Raw genomic sequence first — 17508 nt, forward strand, 5'->3', positions numbered from 1 at the left:
ATTGCACAGAGCCGTCAGGTAAACCCGCGAACCCCAAGGAGCCGAGCCCATGTTCGTCCCGCCCTCAGTGACCCCAGAAGCCTTTGCCCAACTCGCTACCATAGGTGCCAGCAAAGCAGGCAAGGCGCTGCGCGTGGCCGTTGAAGGGGGGGGCTGCTCGGGTTTTCAATATGAAATCAAGCTGGACACCCCCGCCCCGGAAGATCTGGTTCTAGAGGGGGCGGGCGAAAAAGTGGTGATCGACACAGTCAGCCAGCCTTTTCTGACCGGTGCCAAAATTGACTATGTGCAAGAATTAATTGGGGCCCGGTTCGTGATCGACAATCCCAATGCTTCCAGCTCCTGTGGCTGTGGCGTGTCGTTTTCCATGTGACGCCGCGCTCAGGCTAACGCCCGGCCCGCGCAAAATGTTCAAAGAATGTCCCGAAATCGGCATATGCGGCTTCAGCTTCCAGCAGATGGGCATACGCCCCCTGGGCCAGCCGGCTTTCCAATGCGCCGCGCATCACCTCCCAGTCGCCCAAACGGCGGTCGGCAAGGTTGTATAGATGCTCCGAAACCGCCCGCAACACGCCGTGATGCCCGCGCGATTTGCTGAAAATCATACGCTCGCCACTCAGGGGCTGCACAAAGCTGTCTCCCCCGCTGACCATGGCAAACCAATTGCAGGTCAGATATTCGTGGTAATCATCCACCGGCGGCGACGCCTCCGCGCGCACCTGAAACTGCCGCTGCACCGCCTGCACCCAGCTTTCCCAGGCCGGCGGCACAGCCTGCCCCGCAAAGCGCAGCGCAAGGCAGACTTCGGCCAAGAGATCGGCGTTTTCGTCAATCAGCGCCAAAGTGCCCGCAAACATCAGGCTGCGCAGGGCTGCGGCCCCGATCTGCGGATCAGATTTCCCATAATCGCTGAGATAGAACACAATATGCGTCAACTCATAGGCCGCTTTTTTGTTGGGGAGCGAGAAGGTTTCGCTGCGCGCCATAAACCGGCGCAAACGCGCCGCCAGCGCAGGTTCGAGGGCGGTTTGGCGCGCCCCGCCCCGTGCAAAAAGCCGCCCCGCCTCCGCCCGTTGCAAATCTGACAGCTCCGCATCCGCAAGCCCCGCCTGCGCAGCCCAATGGCACAGGGCCTCCGCCCGGTTGCCCTCAAAGCCAAGCGCCTCCAGATCCAGCGCGATCGACAGCAAGAAACGGTAATATTGAGGGAAAAACCTCAGACGGTTTTCCACATCGGCATAATAACTCTCATAGGCCTCCAGCGCCGGCGCTGCGAGCCGTTTGCCGGCGGTCTCGTGAATGGTGAGAAATTCGGCGTTTTCCTTGAGCCAGAAAACATCATCTCCAATTCTGCGATGACGGGCAAAACACAGGGCAAGGGCCGTTTGCTGCTCCGCCTCACTTGGCGCAGCTTTTGGAACTTCAAATTGGATCACCTCGCCCATCGTGCACCCTCACCTCTTTATCTTTCTACCAGCATCCATCTTGGAAGGCCCGGGCAGCAACCATCCGCCCGGGCCATCTGCATTGGCCGTTATGAACAGCAGACGGTCATGTCCAGCTTATCACCTGACATCGCATCCGACCCGACAGGCTCAGAACAGCACACATAGCTGCCCGTGGCCTCTCCGGACAGGCTGTCAGAGCCCATAGGATCAGAGCAGCAGACATAGCTTCCAACCGCATCGCCCAGCATGGTGTCAGACTGGCTTGGCTCAGAGCAGCAAACAAAAAGCTCAACACCTGCGCCCTCAAAAAGGCTTGTCGGTGTCAGCTCTGTTTCAGCGATCAGTGTTTTACGAAGTGCAGACATTTGGTTCCCTCCAGGTTTGTGTGCTTTCAGCATTATCTACCTAGAGTTGTTTTTCAACATTTTTTAATCTCCTTAAGGTTGCCATCAATTCGCCCAATGCAACCTATTGTGTTTCCGATGAAAAACCCCGCGCCACCGCCTCCCAAAGAGCGGCCAAACCCCTTCTGGCTGGCGAGATCCCGCGCATCCTTGGCGCAAGAGCGGCTCTCAACGTGCACTCTGGTCGCGCGGTGATTCTTCGGCTAAACCTCTCTGAGAAGCAAAACAGGCATCCCCATGAAGATCGCGACTTTCAACATCAACGGCGTCAAAGCGCGCTTTGAAACCCTGATCACATGGCTGCGGGAAGACGCGCCGGATGTGGCCATCCTCCAGGAAATCAAATCTGTCGATGAGGCCTTCCCCCGCGACGAGATAGAAGCCCTGGGCTATCAGCTCGAAACCCACGGACAGAAATCCTTCAACGGCGTTGCCTTGCTGTCCAAATTGCCCCTCGAAGACATCACCCGCGGCCTGCCCGGCGATGAAGGCGATGAACAGGCCCGCTACATTGAAGCCACCGTGATGGGCAAAACCGCGCTGCGCATTTGCGGGCTCTACCTGCCCAATGGCAACCCGGCCCCCGGGCCCAAATATGACTACAAACTCGCCTGGATGGAGCGGCTGCACAGCCGCGCCGAGGAACTGCTCGCGTTGGAAGAGCCTTTCCTCATGGCGGGGGATTACAATGTCATCCCGCAGGATGAAGACGCTGCCAAGCCCGAGAGCTGGCATGAGGATGCGCTTGCGCTGCCCCAGAGCCGCGCGGCCTTTCGCCGGCTCCTCGCCCTCGGCCTCACAGAGGCCTTTCGCACCCAAACACACGGCGGCGGACATTACAGCTTCTGGGATTATCAAGCCGGCGCCTGGCAGCGCAACAACGGCATTCGCATTGACCACTTCCTGCTCAGCCCCGAATGCGCCGATCTGATGCTCAAATGCGAGATCCAAGCCGAGATGCGCGGCCGTGAAAAGCCGTCAGATCACGTTCCCGTCTGGCTTACGCTCGATCTGTGACATCCCGATAAAAGGCCGCAAGCTGCGCGGTTGAGCTGTCCAACTCTGCGCGCGGCGCGCCCGCCTGGGCCGGGTCCAGCAAAGGGGCCAGCGCATCGGCCAGCTCTTTGCCAAGCTCCACGCCGAACTGGTCAAACGAGTTGAGGCCCAGAATCACCCCCTCGACAAAAACACGGTGCTCATAAAGCGCAAGGATCTTGCCAAGCGTTGCCGGTGTGAGCTGCTCAAAGGCCAGGGTCACAGAGGGGCGGTTGCCCTCAAAGTGCCGCTCTGGATCGCTGTGCGCGCGCCCCAGCATGAGCGCCTGCGATTGTGCAAGGCAATTGGCCACCAAAAGCGCTTGGTGATGCGCCAGATCCGGCTCATGCCCGCGCATGGCCACAAGAAATTCCGCCGGCACAATCTGGCTGCCTTGGTGCAGGAGCTGGTAAAAAGCGTGTTGCCCGTTGGTCCCCGCTGCGCCCCAGACAAGCGGAGCAGAGCCAAAGGCCAGCGGTGCGCCCTCTTTTGTGGCCCGCTTGCCGTTGCTCTCCATCTCAAGCTGTTGAAGATAGGCCGGCAACAGCGCCAAACGTTGGGCATAGGGCAACACCGCACGGCTTTTGAATCCGCACACCTGATGGTGCCACAGCCCGACAAGCGCGTGCAACACCGGCAGGTTTTGCGCAAAGGGCGCATCAGCAAAATGCGCGTCCATCTCACGCGCTCCGGCAAGAAACGCATCAAAGTTTTCTGGTCCGATCGCCACCATCAGGCTCAGGCCAATCGGCCCCCAAACCGAGTAGCGCCCCCCGACCCAATCTTCAAAGCCAAAGACCCGCTCCGGCGCAATCCCAAACGCCACCGCCTTGTCCTGCGCGCTGGAAATGGCCACAAACTGCGCCGCAGGGTCGGCCACATGCTGCGCCATCCAGGCCTGCGCGCTGGCCGCGTTGGTCATGGTTTCAAGGGTGGTGAAGGTCTTTGAAGCCACCAGAACCAGCGTTGTTTCAGGGTTGAGCCCCGCCAGCACATCCGTCAGATGCGCACCATCAATATTGGAGACAAAATGCGCCCGCGGCCCGTCCGCATAGGGCGCAAGCGCGCGCGTCGCCATGGCTGGCCCTAAGTCCGAGCCGCCGATCCCGATGTTCACCACATCGCTAATCTGGCCGCCCTGCCCGCCAAAACGCCCGCTGCGCACATCCTGCGCAAAGCGGCGCATCCGCGCAAGCGTGGCGCGCACGTGCGGCATCACGTCGGCCCCGTCCACATAGATTTCGGCCTCAGGCCCAGCCCTCAGCGCCGTGTGCAGCACAGCGCGCCCCTCGGTGGTGTTGATCTTCACACCGCTCAGCATATCGCTGCGCGCCTGCGCCAGCCCCGAAGCCTGTGCCAGCGCCAAAAGCGCCTCCAGGCTCTGCGCGCTCAGCGCGGTCTTGCTGAAATCATAAAACAGCCCACAGGCATGACGGGAGAAGGCCGCGCCCCGGTCGGCTTGGGCCTCAAAGAGCGCCGCAATCGGGCGGCGCGCCTTGCCCTGGGTGAACACCGCCGCCCACTGCGCCGCAACCTGCGCCGCCTCCATCAGGGCGCCCAATGCACTGTGGTGCCTTCCAGAATGGCATTCACAGGCGCCTTATGCGGCGGCAGGGTGGCGGCGCGCTCCAATGCCGCGCGTTTTTGCGCCCCGGTAATCATCAAGTGTTTGCTCAATGCGCCATTGAGCACAGTGGCGCTCAAACTCACCCGCACTTCAGGCTCGCCCGCCGCCGCAATCGGCACCAGAAGCGCCTGTGTCTGCGCACTCAGAGCCGCCTCAAGCCCCTCGGCCCCGGGAAACAAGGACGCCGTGTGCATATCTGCCCCCATGCCAAGCAGCAAAACAGAGATCGGCAGACAGGGATAAATCATGCTTTCCACCTCGGCCAGCGTGTCATCCGGGCTTGGCGCACCGGTATAATAGGGGTGAAACACCGCCGCCGCCGCACGCCCCTGCAACAGCCGCTCACGGATCAGCCGCGCGTTGGAGCGCAAATGGATTTCGGGCCGCCAGCGCTCATCGGACAGGAAAACATCCACCCGCCCCCACTCCAGATCGGCGCCGCAAAGCGCATCAAACACCGGCCCGGGGGTGCTCCCCCCCGGCACAACCAGGCTGGCGCGTTCAGCATGAACCAACACGTTCTCAAGCTCGCCCGCCATCTTGTTGGCAAGGCTCATCGCCATCAGCTCGGCATCTGGATATGTCTCAAATTTCATTCTCTGATCTCCCGCCAGCGGCGTCCGTCACGTTGCATCAATCGCAGTGCCTCTTCAGGGCCCGCACTGCCGGGCACATAGCTCAGAGCCGCCGCGCCGCAGCCCTCCCAGCTCTGCACAATAGGGTCTGTCCAGCGCCAGGCCGCCTCGACCTCGTCATCTCGCATGAACAACGTCTGGTTGCCCCGGATCACATCCATGATCAAGCGCTCATAAGCATCCGGCACCGCTTCTCCCTCCGGCCCGAGCGCCTCGGCAAAGCTCATGTCCAGCGGCACATCAATCAACCGCATCCCGCCCGGCCCCGGCTCCTTGATCGTCACACCCAGCTCGATGCCTTCATTGGGCTGCAAGCGGATGCTGAGGATGTTGCGGTGCCGCCCTGCCTCTTCGCCGAAGATGCTGTGGGGCGTGTCCTTGAAAACAACCGCAATCTCGCTGGCGCGGTGCTTGAGCCGTTTGCCCGTGCGCAGATAAAACGGCGTCCCAGCCCACCGCCAGTTTGAAATATGCGCCTTCAGCGCAATGAAACTCTCGGTCTGGCTTTCGCTGGCTCCCACGTCCTGCAAATAGCTCTGCGTGTCCGCACTGGGGCCGTATTGCCCGCGCACAAGGTCCTGTGGTGCCACCGGCTCAAGGGCCCGGATCACCTTGAGCTTCTCGTCGCGCACCGCATCCGGTTCAAACCGCGCCGGAGGCTCCATGGCAATCAGGCACAACAGCTGCATGAGATGATTTTGCACCATATCCCGCATCGCCCCGGCGCGGTTGTAATATTCGCCCCGCCCAGAGACCCCGACGGTCTCGGCAACGGTGATCTGGATATGGTCGATATACTGGCTGTTCCACAGCGGCTCAAAGAGCATGTTTCCAAAGCGCACCGCCATGAGGTTTTGGACGGTTTCCTTACCCAGATAATGGTCGATCCGGTAAATCTGGCGCTCTTCAAAATGCGCAGCCAGGGCCGCATTCAACAGTTTGGCGCTGGCGAGATCGCGCCCGAAGGGCTTTTCCACAACAATGCGCGTTTCAGCGCCCGCCAGCCCATAAAGATGCAGCCGCTGGGCGAGGTCTTCAAACAGGCTTGGCCCGACAGAAAAGTAAAACGCCCGCGTGACCGCTCTCTGGCATAAGGCGCGCAAACGCTCCCAGCCCTCAGTGCCACGCGCATCCACGGTGACATAGTCCAAACGGGTCACAAAGGCCGCATAATCGGCGCGCGTTGCCCCCTTGACCTGTGCAAACTCGCAAAGCCCCTCCAGCACAAACGCCCGAAAGCTCTCCGGGCTATGCGCGGAGCGGGCCGCCCCGATCACCCGCGCCCCCTCCGGCATCTGCCCGGCATGAAAGCGCCTGAACAGGCTCGGCAGGATCTTGCGCTGTGCAAGGTCGCCCGTGGCCCCAAATATGACCAGATCAAAGTCTTCGACAGGAATGACGCGCGAAACCATGGTTCACCTTGCGATGTGCGTTTGCAGCGAGGATAACAGCCCTGCCCGCGTTCACAATGGCGTCAGCCCGGGGTTGCGCTCTTTTTTGCCACCTTCCTTTGGGTTAGCCAGAGAAAACACCAAAATAGGCTCGCCCCGATGGAAGATTTCGCTCCACCCGCCAACCAAGGCAAATTCGCCGATCCCGTGCTCACGGCCACAGGCGAGGCCCGGGCCTCGGTTGCGCTGACCAAGCCTGAGACGCTCTGGTTCAACACGGGCACGCTGTGCAACATCACCTGCGCCAATTGCTACATTGAAAGCTCCCCCACCAATGACGCGCTGGTCTATATCACCCGCGCCGAAATGGAGCCTTACCTTGATGAAATCGCCACGCTGGGCTGGCCGATCCGCGAAATCGCCTTCACAGGTGGCGAGCCTTTCATGAACCCCGAGATGACCAGCATGATGCAAGCCGCGCTTGCGCGTGGTTTCGAGGTGCTTGTGCTCACCAACGCCATGCGCCCGATGATGCGCAAATCGGTGCAAAAAGCGCTGTTGGCGCTGGTGGCGCAGTATCGCGACAAGATCACCCTGCGCATCTCGCTGGATCACTGGTCCGAAGAGCTGCACAACGCCGAACGCGGCAAAAATGCCTTTGCGCGCACACTTGAGGGCATGTTCTGGCTGCGCGACAACGGCTTTCAAATGGCCGTGGCTGGGCGCATTGCCTTTCACGAGAGCGAGGCCGAGGCCCGCGCGGGCTATGCCCGCCTCTACGCGGCGCATAACTTCAAGATTGATGCGCAAGCCCCTGGTGAAACAGTTCTTTTCCCCGAAATGGATATGAGCGTCGAAGTCCCCGAGATCACCACCGCCTGCTGGGGCATCCTGAACAAATCCCCCGAGGATGTCATGTGCGCCTCCTCGCGCATGGTGGTGAAGCGCAAAGGCGCGCGCGCGCCAGCCGTTTTGGCCTGCACGCTGCTCGCCTATACGCCCGAGTTTGAACTTGGCGCGACCTTGGCTGAGGCCAGCCGGCCGGTGCAGCTCAACCACCCCCATTGCGCCAAGTTCTGCGTGTTGGGCGGCGCAAGCTGCTCGGCCTGAGGCAACCACCTGCGCGCGCCCTGAGCTGAGGGGCGGTTTTACAAAAGCTTCACTTGGCCGGCCAATCTATTTCAGATATTCGCGAAGTATGGAAACATCGATTCACACCAGCCTTTCAACCCTGGGTCATCCGCAGCGGCTGGCCCTGTTTCGGCTGCTCATGCGCCGCTACCCCGACCGCGTTCCTGCGTCTGAGCTGGCCCAAGCGCTCGGGTTAAAGCCCAATACGCTGTCCACTTATGTCAATGCGCTGATGCACGCCGGCCTGGTCACGCAGGAGCGTGTCGGAACATCTCTGCGCTACGCCATCCACATGGAAGCCACGCGCAAAACCATCGACCACCTCCTTCTGGACTGCTGCCGCGGCCGACCAGACATCTGTTCTCCCCATCTTTACCCACCCCCTCTTGGAGAGAGAGCCATGAGCGATCGCAAGTTCAACGTCCTTTTCATCTGCACCGGCAATTCCGCCCGCTCCATCTTTGCCGAATCCATCCTGCGGGACATGGCGCAGGATCGGTTTGTGGCCTATTCTGCGGGCACAAGGCCACGCTCAGAGCTCAACCCCTTCGCCCTTGAGGTGCTGGCGCAAAAAGGCCATGACACCTCTGTTTTGCGCTCCAAAAACATCACCGAGTTCCAAGGCCCCGACGCCGTGCAATTCGATTTCGTCTTCACCGTCTGCAACAGAGCCGCAAACGAGGAATGCCCGTCATGGCAGGGCCAACCTGTCACCGCTCATTGGGGGCTGCCCGATCCTGTCGCCGCGACAGGCTCGGACGCCGAAAAGAGCCTCGCCTTCCATCAGGTCTACGGCGCACTGCGCAACCGGATGGTTGGCTTTACCAACCTGCCCCTCGAAACCCTCGACCGCATCTCGCTGCAAAAAGCCGTCGACGGTCTGGGCCAAATAGAAAATGAAGGATCCTCCACATGACCGTTTATGCCCTCAATGGCCTTGGCCGCATCGGCAAACTTGCCCTGAAACCGCTGCTGGCGCGCGGGGCGCAGATTGCCTGGATCAACGATGCCGTGGGCGATCCTGAAATGCACGCACATCTGTTGGAGTTTGATACGGTGCATGGCCGCTGGCAGGCCGCTTTTGCCCATGATGCCCAGAGCGTTACAATCGACGGCACCCGCATTCCCTTCATCGGAACCCAGAACATCGCAGATCTGCCCTTAGAGGGTGTTGATGTGGTGATCGATTGCACCGGCGTCTTCAAGACAGAGGCCAAGCTTGCGCCCTATTTTGAGGCGGGTGTGAAGAAGGTCGTTGTCTCCGCCCCCGTCAAAGACGGCGACGCCGCAAACATCGTTTACGGGGTGAACCACGATATCTACACAAGCGCGCGGCACCACATTGTCACCGCTGCCAGCTGCACAACAAACTGCCTCGCCCCTGTGGTGAAGGTGATTCACGAAAATTTGGGCATCAAGCATGGCTCGATCACCACGATCCACGACGTGACAAACACCCAAACCATCGTTGACCGGCCCGCCAAGGATCTGCGCCGCGCCCGCTCGGCACTGAATTCCATGATCCCGACAACAACCGGCAGTGCCACGGCGATCACGCTGATTTACCCCGAACTCAAAGGCCGTCTGAACGGCCACGCCGTCCGCGTCCCGCTCCTCAACGCCTCTCTGACCGATTGTGTCTTTGAGGTCGCGCGCGAAACAACGGCCCAAGAGGTCAATGCCCTGTTCAAAACAGCCTCCCAAGGGGCGCTCAAGGGCATTCTCGGCTACGAAGAACGCCCCCTGGTGTCGACCGATTACACCAACGACGAGCGTTCCAGCATTGTCGATGCGCTTTCCACAATGGTCATCAACGGCACACAGGTGAAAATCTACGCATGGTATGACAATGAAATGGGCTATGCCCATCGCCTTGTTGATGTGGCGCTCATGGTCGGGGACAGCCTGTGAGCAACCCCCGCCCCGAAGCCCTGTCGGCCTATATCGCTGTCACGGCGGCCTATTGGGCCTTTATGCTGACCGATGGCGCGCTGCGGATGCTGGTGCTGCTTCATTTCCACGGGCTGGGCTTTAGCCCCGTGCAACTGGCCTATCTCTTCGTGCTCTACGAGATCGCCGGCATGATCACCAATCTGGCCGCAGGCTGGATTGCGGCACGCTTCGGGCTGACGGCCACCCTTTATGCGGGGCTGAGCATACAGGTGTTGGCGCTTCTGGCCCTGACCCAGCTGAGCCCAACCTGGGCGATGGGCACCTCGGTGGCCTTCGTGATGCTGGTGCAAGGCGCAAGCGGCGTCGCCAAGGATCTGGCCAAAATGTCCTCCAAATCTGCGGTCAAGGTCCTCGCCCCGTCAGAGGGCGGCGGGCTGTTTAGGTGGGTGGCCCTGCTGACAGGGTCCAAAAATGCCGTGAAAGGGCTGGGCTTTCTGCTCGGGGCAGCCCTTCTTGCAAGCTTTGGGTTTCAAGCGGCGGTGCTGGGGATGGCGGCGGTTCTCTTTGTCATCTTGCTGGCCGTGTTTCTGCTGATGCCCGCAGGCCTGCCCAAAGGGCGCAAGGGCGCCAAATTCTCCGAGGTCTTTTCCAAGTCGGCCAATGTAAACTGGCTGTCGCTCGCGCGGGTGTTCCTGTTTGGCGCGCGGGATGTCTGGTTCGTTGTGGGCATTCCGATCTACTTCTATGCCGTGCTCTCTGATGGCTCAGAGGCCAGCAACCGCGCAGCATTCTTTCTGATTGGCAGCTTCATGGCGCTCTGGATCATCCTCTACGGGGCCGTGCAAGCCGCCGCACCGCGGCTTTTGCGCGCCAACAGCCGCAGCGCGGCAGCGCTGATCAAATCTGCGCAAAGCTGGGCTTGGGCGCTGGCCGTGGTGCCTGCCGTGCTGACAGGCGCAGCCTTTGCCGCCCCGGCCCCCGCGAGTTGGCTCACCATGCTGCTCGTGCTGGGCCTGCTCGCCTTTGGCGGCTTGTTCGCCGTCAACTCGGCGCTGCACTCCTACCTGATCCTCGCCTTCACCAAGACCGAGCGGGTGACCATGGACGTCGGCTTTTACTATATGGCCAATGCCGGCGGCCGCTTGGCGGGCACGGTTCTCTCGGGCGTCACCTATCAGCTTGGCGGATTGGCGCTCATGCTGGGCACCGCAACTGCGATGGTGGCGGTTGCGGCGCTCACGGCGGCCCTGCTCAAGCCTGATCCGGCCATGGAGGGGCTCACCGGGTAACGCGCTTTCTCGCGAAATACACCCCAGGGCGTCAGGGTTGCGCGCCTCTCGGATCTGGGCCAAACCCGGCCCTAGCCCGGCGCACTCACGATCCCGCCCCCCACCGCCGCGCGCACGCCGGTGGTGCGGGGGCAGGATGTCGGCAAGCCCCGCGCCACGCGCACCGCAAGATAGCCAAAGGCCTGCGCCTCCAGCATATCGCCGTTGAGCCCTGTCTCGTCTATATCGCGCACCGGACAGTCCAGCGCCGCCGCCAGCATCTGCATCATCACAGGGTTGAGCCGCCCCCCGCCCGTCACAAGCAGCTCACAAGGCGGCTCGGGCGCATGGTCCATCGCCTGCAATACCGAGGCCGCCGCCATGCCTGTCAGCGTCGCTGCTGCATCCGCATCTGAAAGCTCCAGCACCAGCGCGCGCATCTCGCCAAAGGCGTCCCGGTCCAGCGATTTGGGCGGCATCCGGTAAAAATACGGATCCGCCAGAAACAGCTCCAACGCACCTGTTTCAACCGTGCCGCGCCTGGCCAGCGCACCGCCCTTGTCATAGGGCTGGCCCAGTCGCTCGGTGCACAAATCATTCAGCGGCGCATTGGCTGGCCCGGTGTCAAAGGCCAGCACAGCCGCCTCAGGCTGCGCAATGCGCGGGTCCACGAAACTGATGTTGCCCACGCCGCCAAGGTTCAGGAACGCCACAGGCCGCTCGTATGTCAAATACCGCGCGCAGGCATGGTGGAAAAACGGCGCAAGCGGCGCGCCCTCCCCGCCCAGCTCCACATCGGCTGAGCGAAAATCCCAAACAACCGTCTTGCCAAGCGCGTCAGCCAGCGCCGCGCCATCGCCCATCTGATGCGTGCCCCGCCCGCGCGGCTCATGCGCCAAGGTCTGGCCATGAAACCCGACAAGATCTGCCTCAAACCCGCTCAGCGCCTCGATATGCGCGCGCTGCACGGTCTCAAACGCGGCCTCCAGCCCCGCATCCCCGTGCCACTTGCCCAAAGCCGCGCGCAAAACGGCCTGCTCCGCGCCCGTATAGGCGCGATAGCCCATCGCGCCGAAACCAAAAATTTCGGCCCCGTCCGTCAACACTTCGGCCACATCCACCCCATCCAGGGAGGTGCCGCTCATCGCACCGAGTGCGCGCAGCGCGCCAGAGGGTTTTTGCGCCTTAATCATGGTCTTTTCCTTCGCCCATGAGCGCTCTATACAAGCGCCACAGCAGCCAAGGAATATGAAAATGACATATCACCCCAAATCGGAGTTCATGCGCGTCATGATGGAGCGCGGCTTTCTGGCCGATTGCACCGATTATCAGGGCCTCGACGAGGCCATGGTCGCGGGGGTTGTGCCGGCCTATATCGGCTTTGATGCCACAGCCAAGTCGCTCCATGTCGGCTCGCTGATCCAGATCATGATGCTGCGCTGGCTGCAAAAAACCGGCCACAAGCCGATCACCCTCATGGGCGGTGGCACCACCAAGGTGGGCGATCCATCGTTTCGCGCCGATGAGCGCCCGCTGCTCACAGAAGAGCAGATCAACGCCAATATCGATGGCATCCAGCAGGTCTTCGCCAAATACGTCAGCTATGATGAAGGTGACATGCCCTCAAGCAGCGAAGCGGTAGGGCAAAATAATGTCGCTTTGATGCTCAACAACGCCGAATGGCTCGATGGCCTCAACTACCTCGCGTTCCTGCGCGACATCGGCCGCCACTTCTCGGTCAACCGCATGCTCGCCTTTGAAAGCGTCAAAAGTCGGATCGACCGCGAGCAAAGCCTAAGCTTCCTTGAATTCAACTACATGATCCTGCAGGCCTATGACTTTCTGGAGATCAACCGCCGCTACGGCTGTCTGCTCCAAATGGGCGGCTCCGATCAATGGGGCAACATCGTCAACGGGATCGACCTCACCCGCCGCGTGAGTGGCGCCGAAATCTACGGCCTCACCTCGCCGCTTCTGACCACCTCTGATGGTAAGAAAATGGGCAAATCCGCCGATGGCGCAGTCTGGCTCAACGCCGATATGCGCTCCCCTTACGAGTTCTGGCAGTTCTGGCGCAACACAACAGATGCCGATGTCGGCCGCTTCCTAAAGCTCTACACCGAGCTGCCGATCGCCGAATGCGAGCGCCTCGGCGCGCTGGAAGGCTCCGAAATCAATGAGGCCAAAGTGGTGCTCGCCAATGAGGTGACAACCCTCTGCCACGGCCGCGCCGCCGCTGAGGCCGCCGAAGCCACCGCGCGCGCGGTGTTTGAAAAGGGTGGCGTGGGCGAAGAGCTCACCACAGTCGCCCTGCCCGCCGCCGATCTGGCCGATGGCATCTCCGCCGCACAGCTCTTCGTGCGCGCAGGGCTAGTCGCCTCCGGCAAAGAGGCCAAACGCCTCATCGCCGAGGGCGGCGCGCGGGTCAATGACACAGCCGTCAGCGCGCCGGGCCAGATGTTCACAGCCGCAGAACTCGCCACCCCCCTCAAACTCACCGCCGGCAAAAAGCGCCATGCCCTGGTGAAGCTCGCAGACTAACCCAAGCACACCCGCTGTTGCTTCTTCTGGTCGCAAATACCTCAGGGGGTCTGGGGGACTGGTCCCCCAGCGGGTCGGCGTCAGCCGATCCTGCCCCACACCCGCCTCACAGCGGGCGGATCTTGAGCTTGGTAATCCGGTTGTCCTCGCGCGTCTCCACCGTAAAGCGAAAGCCGTGAAAGGCAAAGACCTGCCCCACCTCGGGGATCATCTGCGCTTCATGGATCACCAGCCCGGCAACGGTGTTGGCGTCCTCATCCGGCAGGCTCCAGTCGGTGGCGCGGTTGAGGTCGCGAATGGTCATGGCCCCATCCACAAAATAACTGCCATCCTCGCCCTTGGTCACGCTATGGTCAGCATCCGGATCATGCTCGTCGGTGATCTCGCCAACGATTTCCTCCAGAATATCCTCCAGCGTGATCAACCCCTGCAACACCCCATATTCGTCCACCACCAGCGCAAAATGGGTGCGCCGGCGCAAAAATTGGCGCATCTGCTCGTCCAATGTGGTGGTCTCAGGCACAAAATAAGGCTCCATCGCCACATCCGCGATATCAAATCCGCGAAAGGCCCCCTCCACAGAATCCGCCGCCACCATATGTTTGTGCATGGAGCGCAGCAGATCCTTGGCATGGATCACCCCGATGATATTGTCCTGATCATTGCGATACACCGGCAGGCGGGTGTGGTTGCTGCTCAGACAGCGCCCAAGTATCTCCTGCGGCTCCAGATCGGCATCAATCATCTCGATACCGGAGCGATGCAGCATGATTTCCTCCACCGCCCGCTCCGCCAGATCAAGCGCGCCGAGGATGCGGTCACGGTCTTCTTTTTCCACCACCCCTTCGGAATGGCCCAGCGAGAGCGCCCCGGCAATTTCCTCGCGCACCGCCAGAATATGGCTGTCCGGGTCGGCCTGAATGCCAAACAGCCGCAAAAGCAGGCGCACAAACCAGCGCACCGCCGTCACCACAGGGGCAAACACCAACACAACAATGCGAATGGGCGCCGAAACCAGCCCCGCCGCGCGCTCGGCATTGGTGATCGCGTAGGTCTTGGGCAGCACCTCGGCAAAGATCAGAACCAACATGGTCATCACCAGCGTCGCCATGGCCACACCGCTTTCGCCAAACAACGCCGTAAACAGCGAAGTCGCCAGCGAGGCGGCGAGAATGTTTACAAGGTTGTTGCCCAAAAGCACCGAGCCAATCAAGCGCTCGTTGTCCTCGGTGATCGCCAGCGCCCGCTTGGCCCCCGAATTGCCCTTGTCTGCCTGGTTGCGCAGCTTGCCGCGCGAGGCCGCGGTGAGCGCGGTTTCACTTCCCGAGAAAAACCCCGACAAAACCAGCAAAAAGCCGATCGCCACGGCGGTTATCCAATACGCCCCATCCGGTGAGGCCACATTCGGATCCATTGATCCCTCCCAATAAACTCTTGTGCTTATGAAACGTGTGCAGCCCCAGTTTCAAGACCTGCGCTGGCTTTTACATCAGGTTGCGGCACCTCTGCGTCAGTCTTGCGCCATAGGATGATGCCTCAGCACCAGCTCTTGGAGGCGTTTTTCCAACACATGGGTGTAAATTTCCGTGGTCGCCACATCCGCATGGCCCAACAATGTCTGGATCGCCCGCAGATCAGCGCCATTGGCCAGAAGATGGGTCGCAAAAGCATGGCGCAGCTTGTGCGGGCTCACCAAAGCCGGGCTGATGCCCGCCTGCACGGCAATTTCCTTGATCAGCAGATAAAACCTGTGGCGCGTCATATGCCCGGCCTTAGAGCGGCTCGGAAACAAAAAGCTTGATGGCCCCAGACCCTCTTGGCGCGCAGCCTCCTCGGCCGCATCGCGTGCCACAAGCCACTCTTGCAACAGCGCCCGCGCATCCGGCGAGAGCGGCACAATCCGCTCCTTGCCGCCCTTGCCCTTGATCAGCAAAACCTGCGGGTCTCCGCGCGCCGCCGCGACCGGCAGGCTCACAAGCTCGCTCACCCGCATCCCGGTGGCATAAAGCAGCTCCAGCAAGCACCGGTTGCGCAGCCGCACCACCGCCGTGCGCCCCACGTCTCCCGCCCCGGCCAAAAGCCGTGTGACCTGCGCTTCGCTCAAAACCTGCGGCAGCGCCTTCGTGCGCCCCGGCCCGGCAATCTGAAGCGCCGGATTGTCGGCCCGCAAACGCTCCTCATAGGCAAAACGAAAATATTGTTTGATCGCCGAGAGCCTGCGGGCGCGGGTGGCGCGGGCCAGTCCGGCCGCGTCGCAAAACACCAGATAGCCCTCGATATCCGCCGCGCTCATCTGGCGCGGCGCGTGGCCCTCTGCGCGACACCAGCCCAGAAAATCCTCCAGATCGCGGCGATAGGCGGCCAGCGTGTTTTGGGCCGCCCCCGCCTCTGCGGCCTTGCTCTCCAAGAACATCCCAAGCCAATCCGCCATATCAGGGCCGCCGCCGCATCAGCATGATCTCAAGGCTCGCCCGGCGCGCCACATCCTCAAGCCCCAGCTGTCGCAAAGCGGCAATCCCGCGCGACAAGGCTTCCGGATCGCCAATAAGCCCCGCACGCACTTGGGCCGCGGCCAGCAAAATCGCCTCTCCCAGCTTGCCCTGCATCGCCAACAGAGCCACCGTCTCTTGCGGCGCCAAGGCTCCAAAACCCGCCTCGATCGCTTCAGCCAAAGGGTCTTGCAGCGCCGCAGCGCCCCGCGGCTGCCCGGCGGCCAGTGCGCTCAAAAAAAGCGTCAACGGCGTTTGCTGTGCCACCTGCGCCTGTTCATAGAGCCCGCTCAGCAGCGTCAACCGAAAGCGCAGCGCATCCCCCTGCGCTGTCATGGGAAGCCCCGAAAGCTCGGGCGCATAAATCTGTGCCAAAGCCCCGAGTAACCCCGCCGCGAGCATCTCCTCATAGGCCGCAGCCAGGGCCGCACTCAGCGCCTCTGCCTGCCCGGCCTGAAAGCCCGTCTCCAAAGCCGCCTCCAGCGCTTGCACCCGGCGCACCCGCTCCCAAACGCCCCCTGAGGCCGCCGCGCGGCGCTCGGTGTAAAGCCCAAGCAAGACATTGGGCGACAAGGCCGCATTGCGCACCAGCCTCTCGGCCGCCTCCAGCTGTGCCTTCCATCCGGCCAGATCCCGCAGATCTGCCACCGCAAAGGCGATTGGCAGGTTGGCCGTGGGCAAGGGCTGCCCGACGGCCTCAAACAGACGAAACTCCAGCGCCGTCACACTGCGCGGCGGCGCCAGATCGGGCGCAAGCTCGGCATAGTCAGGGTCCAAAAACGCGCGCAACAGCCCGCGCTCGGTCGCCGTGAGAAGCCCAAGCGCATCTGCCGTGTCAAACAGCAAAACAGCCTCGGCCCAATCGCCGCCGCGCAGCGCGCAAAAAATTTGCGCCGCATAGTCGTTTGAGAGCCCGCGCTTGGCATTGAGCTCCTGACACGCGCGATCCTCAAGACCCGCCAGGAGCGTCAGATCAAACCAAAGCGCAAAATGCGCGGGGCTCGCAAGCGGCAAACGCGCCACCAAAGCCTCGGCTGGCTCTATGGCCCCAAAGGCGCGCAAACGCTCCGCCCGCAAGGTCAGAAAAGCCTCCGCATCCTGCCCCACCGGGGGCAGGGCCTCGGCCAGCAACAGCGTGTAAAACAGCTTTTGCAGCGCCATCAGCGGGCGCAGATCGGCCTGCGCAATCAGCCGCTCAAGCGCGTCTGGGGTGCTCGCCTGCCAAAGGCCCTCGGGCAGCCCTGTCTGGGCCAGGCTCAAAAGGCCAACGCTCTGCGCATCTGGCGCGGCAATGGGCGAAATCTGCACCTCCGGCGTGACAACGCCCCCGCTCACCGGCGCTTCGCCCGCCGTCACCTCGCCCAAGCGCCGCGCCTGCGGGTCAGCCAAGCTGTTCAACCAGTCAATCGCCGACAAAGGCGCCTGCGCCCGCGCCGGCAAGGCCAGCAGCGCCACACAGAGCGCAACGGTGAATTTACTGCGCATCCAACTCAACCGGAATCCGAATCTCTTGCGCCTCAGGGGCAAACTCGGGGTCCAGGAAAGGTCCGGCATAAGAATAGGCCAACAATCCGAGAAACCCCAGAATTATCAAGTAAAACAACCACTTGAAAGCCCTGCCCATCTTTGCCCTACCCTCGCTTTAT

At 61.7% G+C, this 17508-nt stretch carries 16 protein-coding genes; 7 read left to right on the plus strand and 9 right to left on the minus strand.

What is annotated here, in order from left to right:
- The first annotated feature begins 49 nt into the window (after positions 1 to 49).
- On the plus strand, positions 50 to 373 hold the full coding sequence (locus tag Q0478_RS00550; RefSeq protein ID WP_298674940.1) for an iron-sulfur cluster assembly accessory protein: 324 nt from the start codon (positions 50 to 52) through the stop codon (positions 371 to 373).
- Positions 374 to 386: 13 nt separating this feature from the next.
- Here Q0478_RS00550 and Q0478_RS00555 read toward each other — a convergent pair whose 3' ends face one another.
- Both Q0478_RS00555 and Q0478_RS00560 read right to left on the minus strand, forming a co-directional pair.
- Positions 387 to 1445 carry a hypothetical protein gene (locus Q0478_RS00555; RefSeq protein ID WP_298674943.1) on the minus strand — a complete coding sequence of 353 codons (1059 nt, stop codon included), beginning with the start codon at positions 1443 to 1445 and terminating at the stop codon, positions 387 to 389.
- Positions 1446 to 1534: 89 nt separating this feature from the next.
- Positions 1535 to 1813, minus strand: coding sequence for a DUF6749 domain-containing protein (locus Q0478_RS00560; protein ID WP_298674946.1), 279 nt, complete (start codon positions 1811 to 1813; stop codon positions 1535 to 1537).
- Positions 1814 to 2089: 276 nt separating this feature from the next.
- Here Q0478_RS00560 and xth point away from each other — a divergent pair, with 276 nt between their 5' ends.
- The gene (gene xth / locus Q0478_RS00565) at positions 2090 to 2869 is read left to right on the plus strand and encodes an exodeoxyribonuclease III (protein WP_298674949.1); all 780 of its coding nucleotides are present in this window, start codon (positions 2090 to 2092) and stop codon (positions 2867 to 2869) included.
- Here xth and pgi read toward each other — a convergent pair.
- The 3 genes from pgi to zwf are packed head-to-tail and all read right to left on the minus strand — an operon-like array spanning position 2853 to position 6561.
- On the minus strand, positions 2853 to 4436 hold the full coding sequence (gene pgi, locus Q0478_RS00570) for a glucose-6-phosphate isomerase (RefSeq protein ID WP_298674952.1): 1584 nt from the start codon (positions 4434 to 4436) through the stop codon (positions 2853 to 2855). The genes xth and pgi overlap by 17 nt on opposite strands.
- Positions 4436 to 5110, minus strand: coding sequence for a 6-phosphogluconolactonase (gene pgl, locus Q0478_RS00575; RefSeq protein ID WP_298674955.1), 675 nt, complete (start codon positions 5108 to 5110; stop codon positions 4436 to 4438). Before pgl ends, pgi begins: the two co-directional genes overlap by 1 nt.
- Positions 5107 to 6561, minus strand: coding sequence for a glucose-6-phosphate dehydrogenase (gene zwf, locus Q0478_RS00580; protein WP_298674958.1), 1455 nt, complete (start codon positions 6559 to 6561; stop codon positions 5107 to 5109). The genes pgl and zwf overlap by 4 nt, the downstream gene beginning before the upstream one ends.
- Positions 6562 to 6699: 138 nt before the next feature.
- Here zwf and Q0478_RS00585 point away from each other — a divergent pair, with 138 nt between their 5' ends.
- The 4 genes from Q0478_RS00585 (at position 6700) to arsJ (ending at position 10853) form a co-directional block, all read left to right on the plus strand.
- Positions 6700 to 7650: a radical SAM protein gene (locus tag Q0478_RS00585; RefSeq protein WP_298674961.1), complete on the plus strand. Its 951-nt coding sequence runs from the start codon at positions 6700 to 6702 to the stop codon at positions 7648 to 7650.
- Positions 7651 to 7738: 88 nt separating this feature from the next.
- Positions 7739 to 8587 carry a helix-turn-helix domain-containing protein gene (locus tag Q0478_RS00590; protein ID WP_298674964.1) on the plus strand — a complete coding sequence of 283 codons (849 nt, stop codon included), beginning with the start codon at positions 7739 to 7741 and terminating at the stop codon, positions 8585 to 8587.
- Positions 8584 to 9582 carry an ArsJ-associated glyceraldehyde-3-phosphate dehydrogenase gene (locus tag Q0478_RS00595; RefSeq protein ID WP_298674967.1) on the plus strand — a complete coding sequence of 333 codons (999 nt, stop codon included), beginning with the start codon at positions 8584 to 8586 and terminating at the stop codon, positions 9580 to 9582. Before Q0478_RS00590 ends, Q0478_RS00595 begins: the two co-directional genes overlap by 4 nt.
- On the plus strand, positions 9579 to 10853 hold the full coding sequence (gene arsJ / locus Q0478_RS00600; protein WP_298674970.1) for an organoarsenical effux MFS transporter ArsJ: 1275 nt from the start codon (positions 9579 to 9581) through the stop codon (positions 10851 to 10853). The genes Q0478_RS00595 and arsJ overlap by 4 nt, the downstream gene beginning before the upstream one ends.
- A gap of 71 nt (positions 10854 to 10924) precedes the next feature.
- Here arsJ and Q0478_RS00605 read toward each other — a convergent pair whose 3' ends face one another.
- Positions 10925 to 12025, minus strand: a complete 1101-nt coding sequence (locus Q0478_RS00605) for an anhydro-N-acetylmuramic acid kinase (protein WP_298674973.1) — start codon at positions 12023 to 12025, stop codon at positions 10925 to 10927.
- Between the two features lie 61 nt (positions 12026 to 12086).
- Here Q0478_RS00605 and tyrS point away from each other — a divergent pair, with 61 nt between their 5' ends.
- Complete coding sequence (tyrS, locus tag Q0478_RS00610; RefSeq protein ID WP_298674976.1) at positions 12087 to 13373, plus strand: tyrosine--tRNA ligase; 1287 nt, start codon at positions 12087 to 12089, stop codon at positions 13371 to 13373.
- A gap of 106 nt (positions 13374 to 13479) precedes the next feature.
- Here tyrS and Q0478_RS00615 read toward each other — a convergent pair whose 3' ends face one another.
- From Q0478_RS00615 to Q0478_RS00625, 3 genes are all read right to left on the minus strand, one after another.
- On the minus strand, positions 13480 to 14787 hold the full coding sequence (locus tag Q0478_RS00615) for an HlyC/CorC family transporter (RefSeq protein WP_298674980.1): 1308 nt from the start codon (positions 14785 to 14787) through the stop codon (positions 13480 to 13482).
- Between the two features lie 96 nt (positions 14788 to 14883).
- Entirely contained in the window at positions 14884 to 15804 is a 921-nt protein-coding gene (locus Q0478_RS00620; RefSeq protein WP_298674983.1) for a site-specific tyrosine recombinase XerD, read from the minus strand.
- Between the two features lies 1 nt (position 15805).
- A complete protein-coding gene (locus tag Q0478_RS00625) occupies positions 15806 to 17347 on the minus strand; it encodes a hypothetical protein (RefSeq protein WP_298674987.1) in 1542 nt (513 codons plus the stop codon).
- Between the last annotated feature and the right edge of the window lie 161 nt (positions 17348 to 17508).

Source organism: uncultured Lentibacter sp. (assembly GCF_937123735.1).
Lineage (GTDB): Bacteria > Pseudomonadota > Alphaproteobacteria > Rhodobacterales > Rhodobacteraceae > Lentibacter.

Excerpts from the sequence above, each read along its gene's own strand:
- Q0478_RS00550 (WP_298674940.1), top strand. The coding sequence starts at position 50 with ATGTTCGTCCCGCCCTCAGTGACCCCAGAAGCCTTTGCCCAACTCGCT.
- Q0478_RS00555 (WP_298674943.1), bottom strand. The coding sequence starts at position 1,445 with ATGGGCGAGGTGATCCAATTTGAAGTTCCAAAAGCTGCGCCAAGTGAG.
- Q0478_RS00560 (WP_298674946.1), bottom strand. The coding sequence starts at position 1,813 with ATGTCTGCACTTCGTAAAACACTGATCGCTGAAACAGAGCTGACACCG.
- xth (WP_298674949.1), top strand. The coding sequence starts at position 2,090 with ATGAAGATCGCGACTTTCAACATCAACGGCGTCAAAGCGCGCTTTGAA.
- pgi (WP_298674952.1), bottom strand. The coding sequence starts at position 4,436 with ATGGAGGCGGCGCAGGTTGCGGCGCAGTGGGCGGCGGTGTTCACCCAG.
- pgl (WP_298674955.1), bottom strand. The coding sequence starts at position 5,110 with ATGAAATTTGAGACATATCCAGATGCCGAGCTGATGGCGATGAGCCTT.
- zwf (WP_298674958.1), bottom strand. The coding sequence starts at position 6,561 with ATGGTTTCGCGCGTCATTCCTGTCGAAGACTTTGATCTGGTCATATTT.
- Q0478_RS00585 (WP_298674961.1), top strand. The coding sequence starts at position 6,700 with ATGGAAGATTTCGCTCCACCCGCCAACCAAGGCAAATTCGCCGATCCC.
- Q0478_RS00590 (WP_298674964.1), top strand. The coding sequence starts at position 7,739 with ATGGAAACATCGATTCACACCAGCCTTTCAACCCTGGGTCATCCGCAG.
- Q0478_RS00595 (WP_298674967.1), top strand. The coding sequence starts at position 8,584 with ATGACCGTTTATGCCCTCAATGGCCTTGGCCGCATCGGCAAACTTGCC.
- Q0478_RS00605 (WP_298674973.1), bottom strand. The coding sequence starts at position 12,025 with ATGATTAAGGCGCAAAAACCCTCTGGCGCGCTGCGCGCACTCGGTGCG.
- tyrS (WP_298674976.1), top strand. The coding sequence starts at position 12,087 with ATGACATATCACCCCAAATCGGAGTTCATGCGCGTCATGATGGAGCGC.
- Q0478_RS00615 (WP_298674980.1), bottom strand. The coding sequence starts at position 14,787 with ATGGATCCGAATGTGGCCTCACCGGATGGGGCGTATTGGATAACCGCC.
- Q0478_RS00620 (WP_298674983.1), bottom strand. The coding sequence starts at position 15,804 with ATGGCGGATTGGCTTGGGATGTTCTTGGAGAGCAAGGCCGCAGAGGCG.
- Q0478_RS00625 (WP_298674987.1), bottom strand. The coding sequence starts at position 17,347 with ATGCGCAGTAAATTCACCGTTGCGCTCTGTGTGGCGCTGCTGGCCTTG.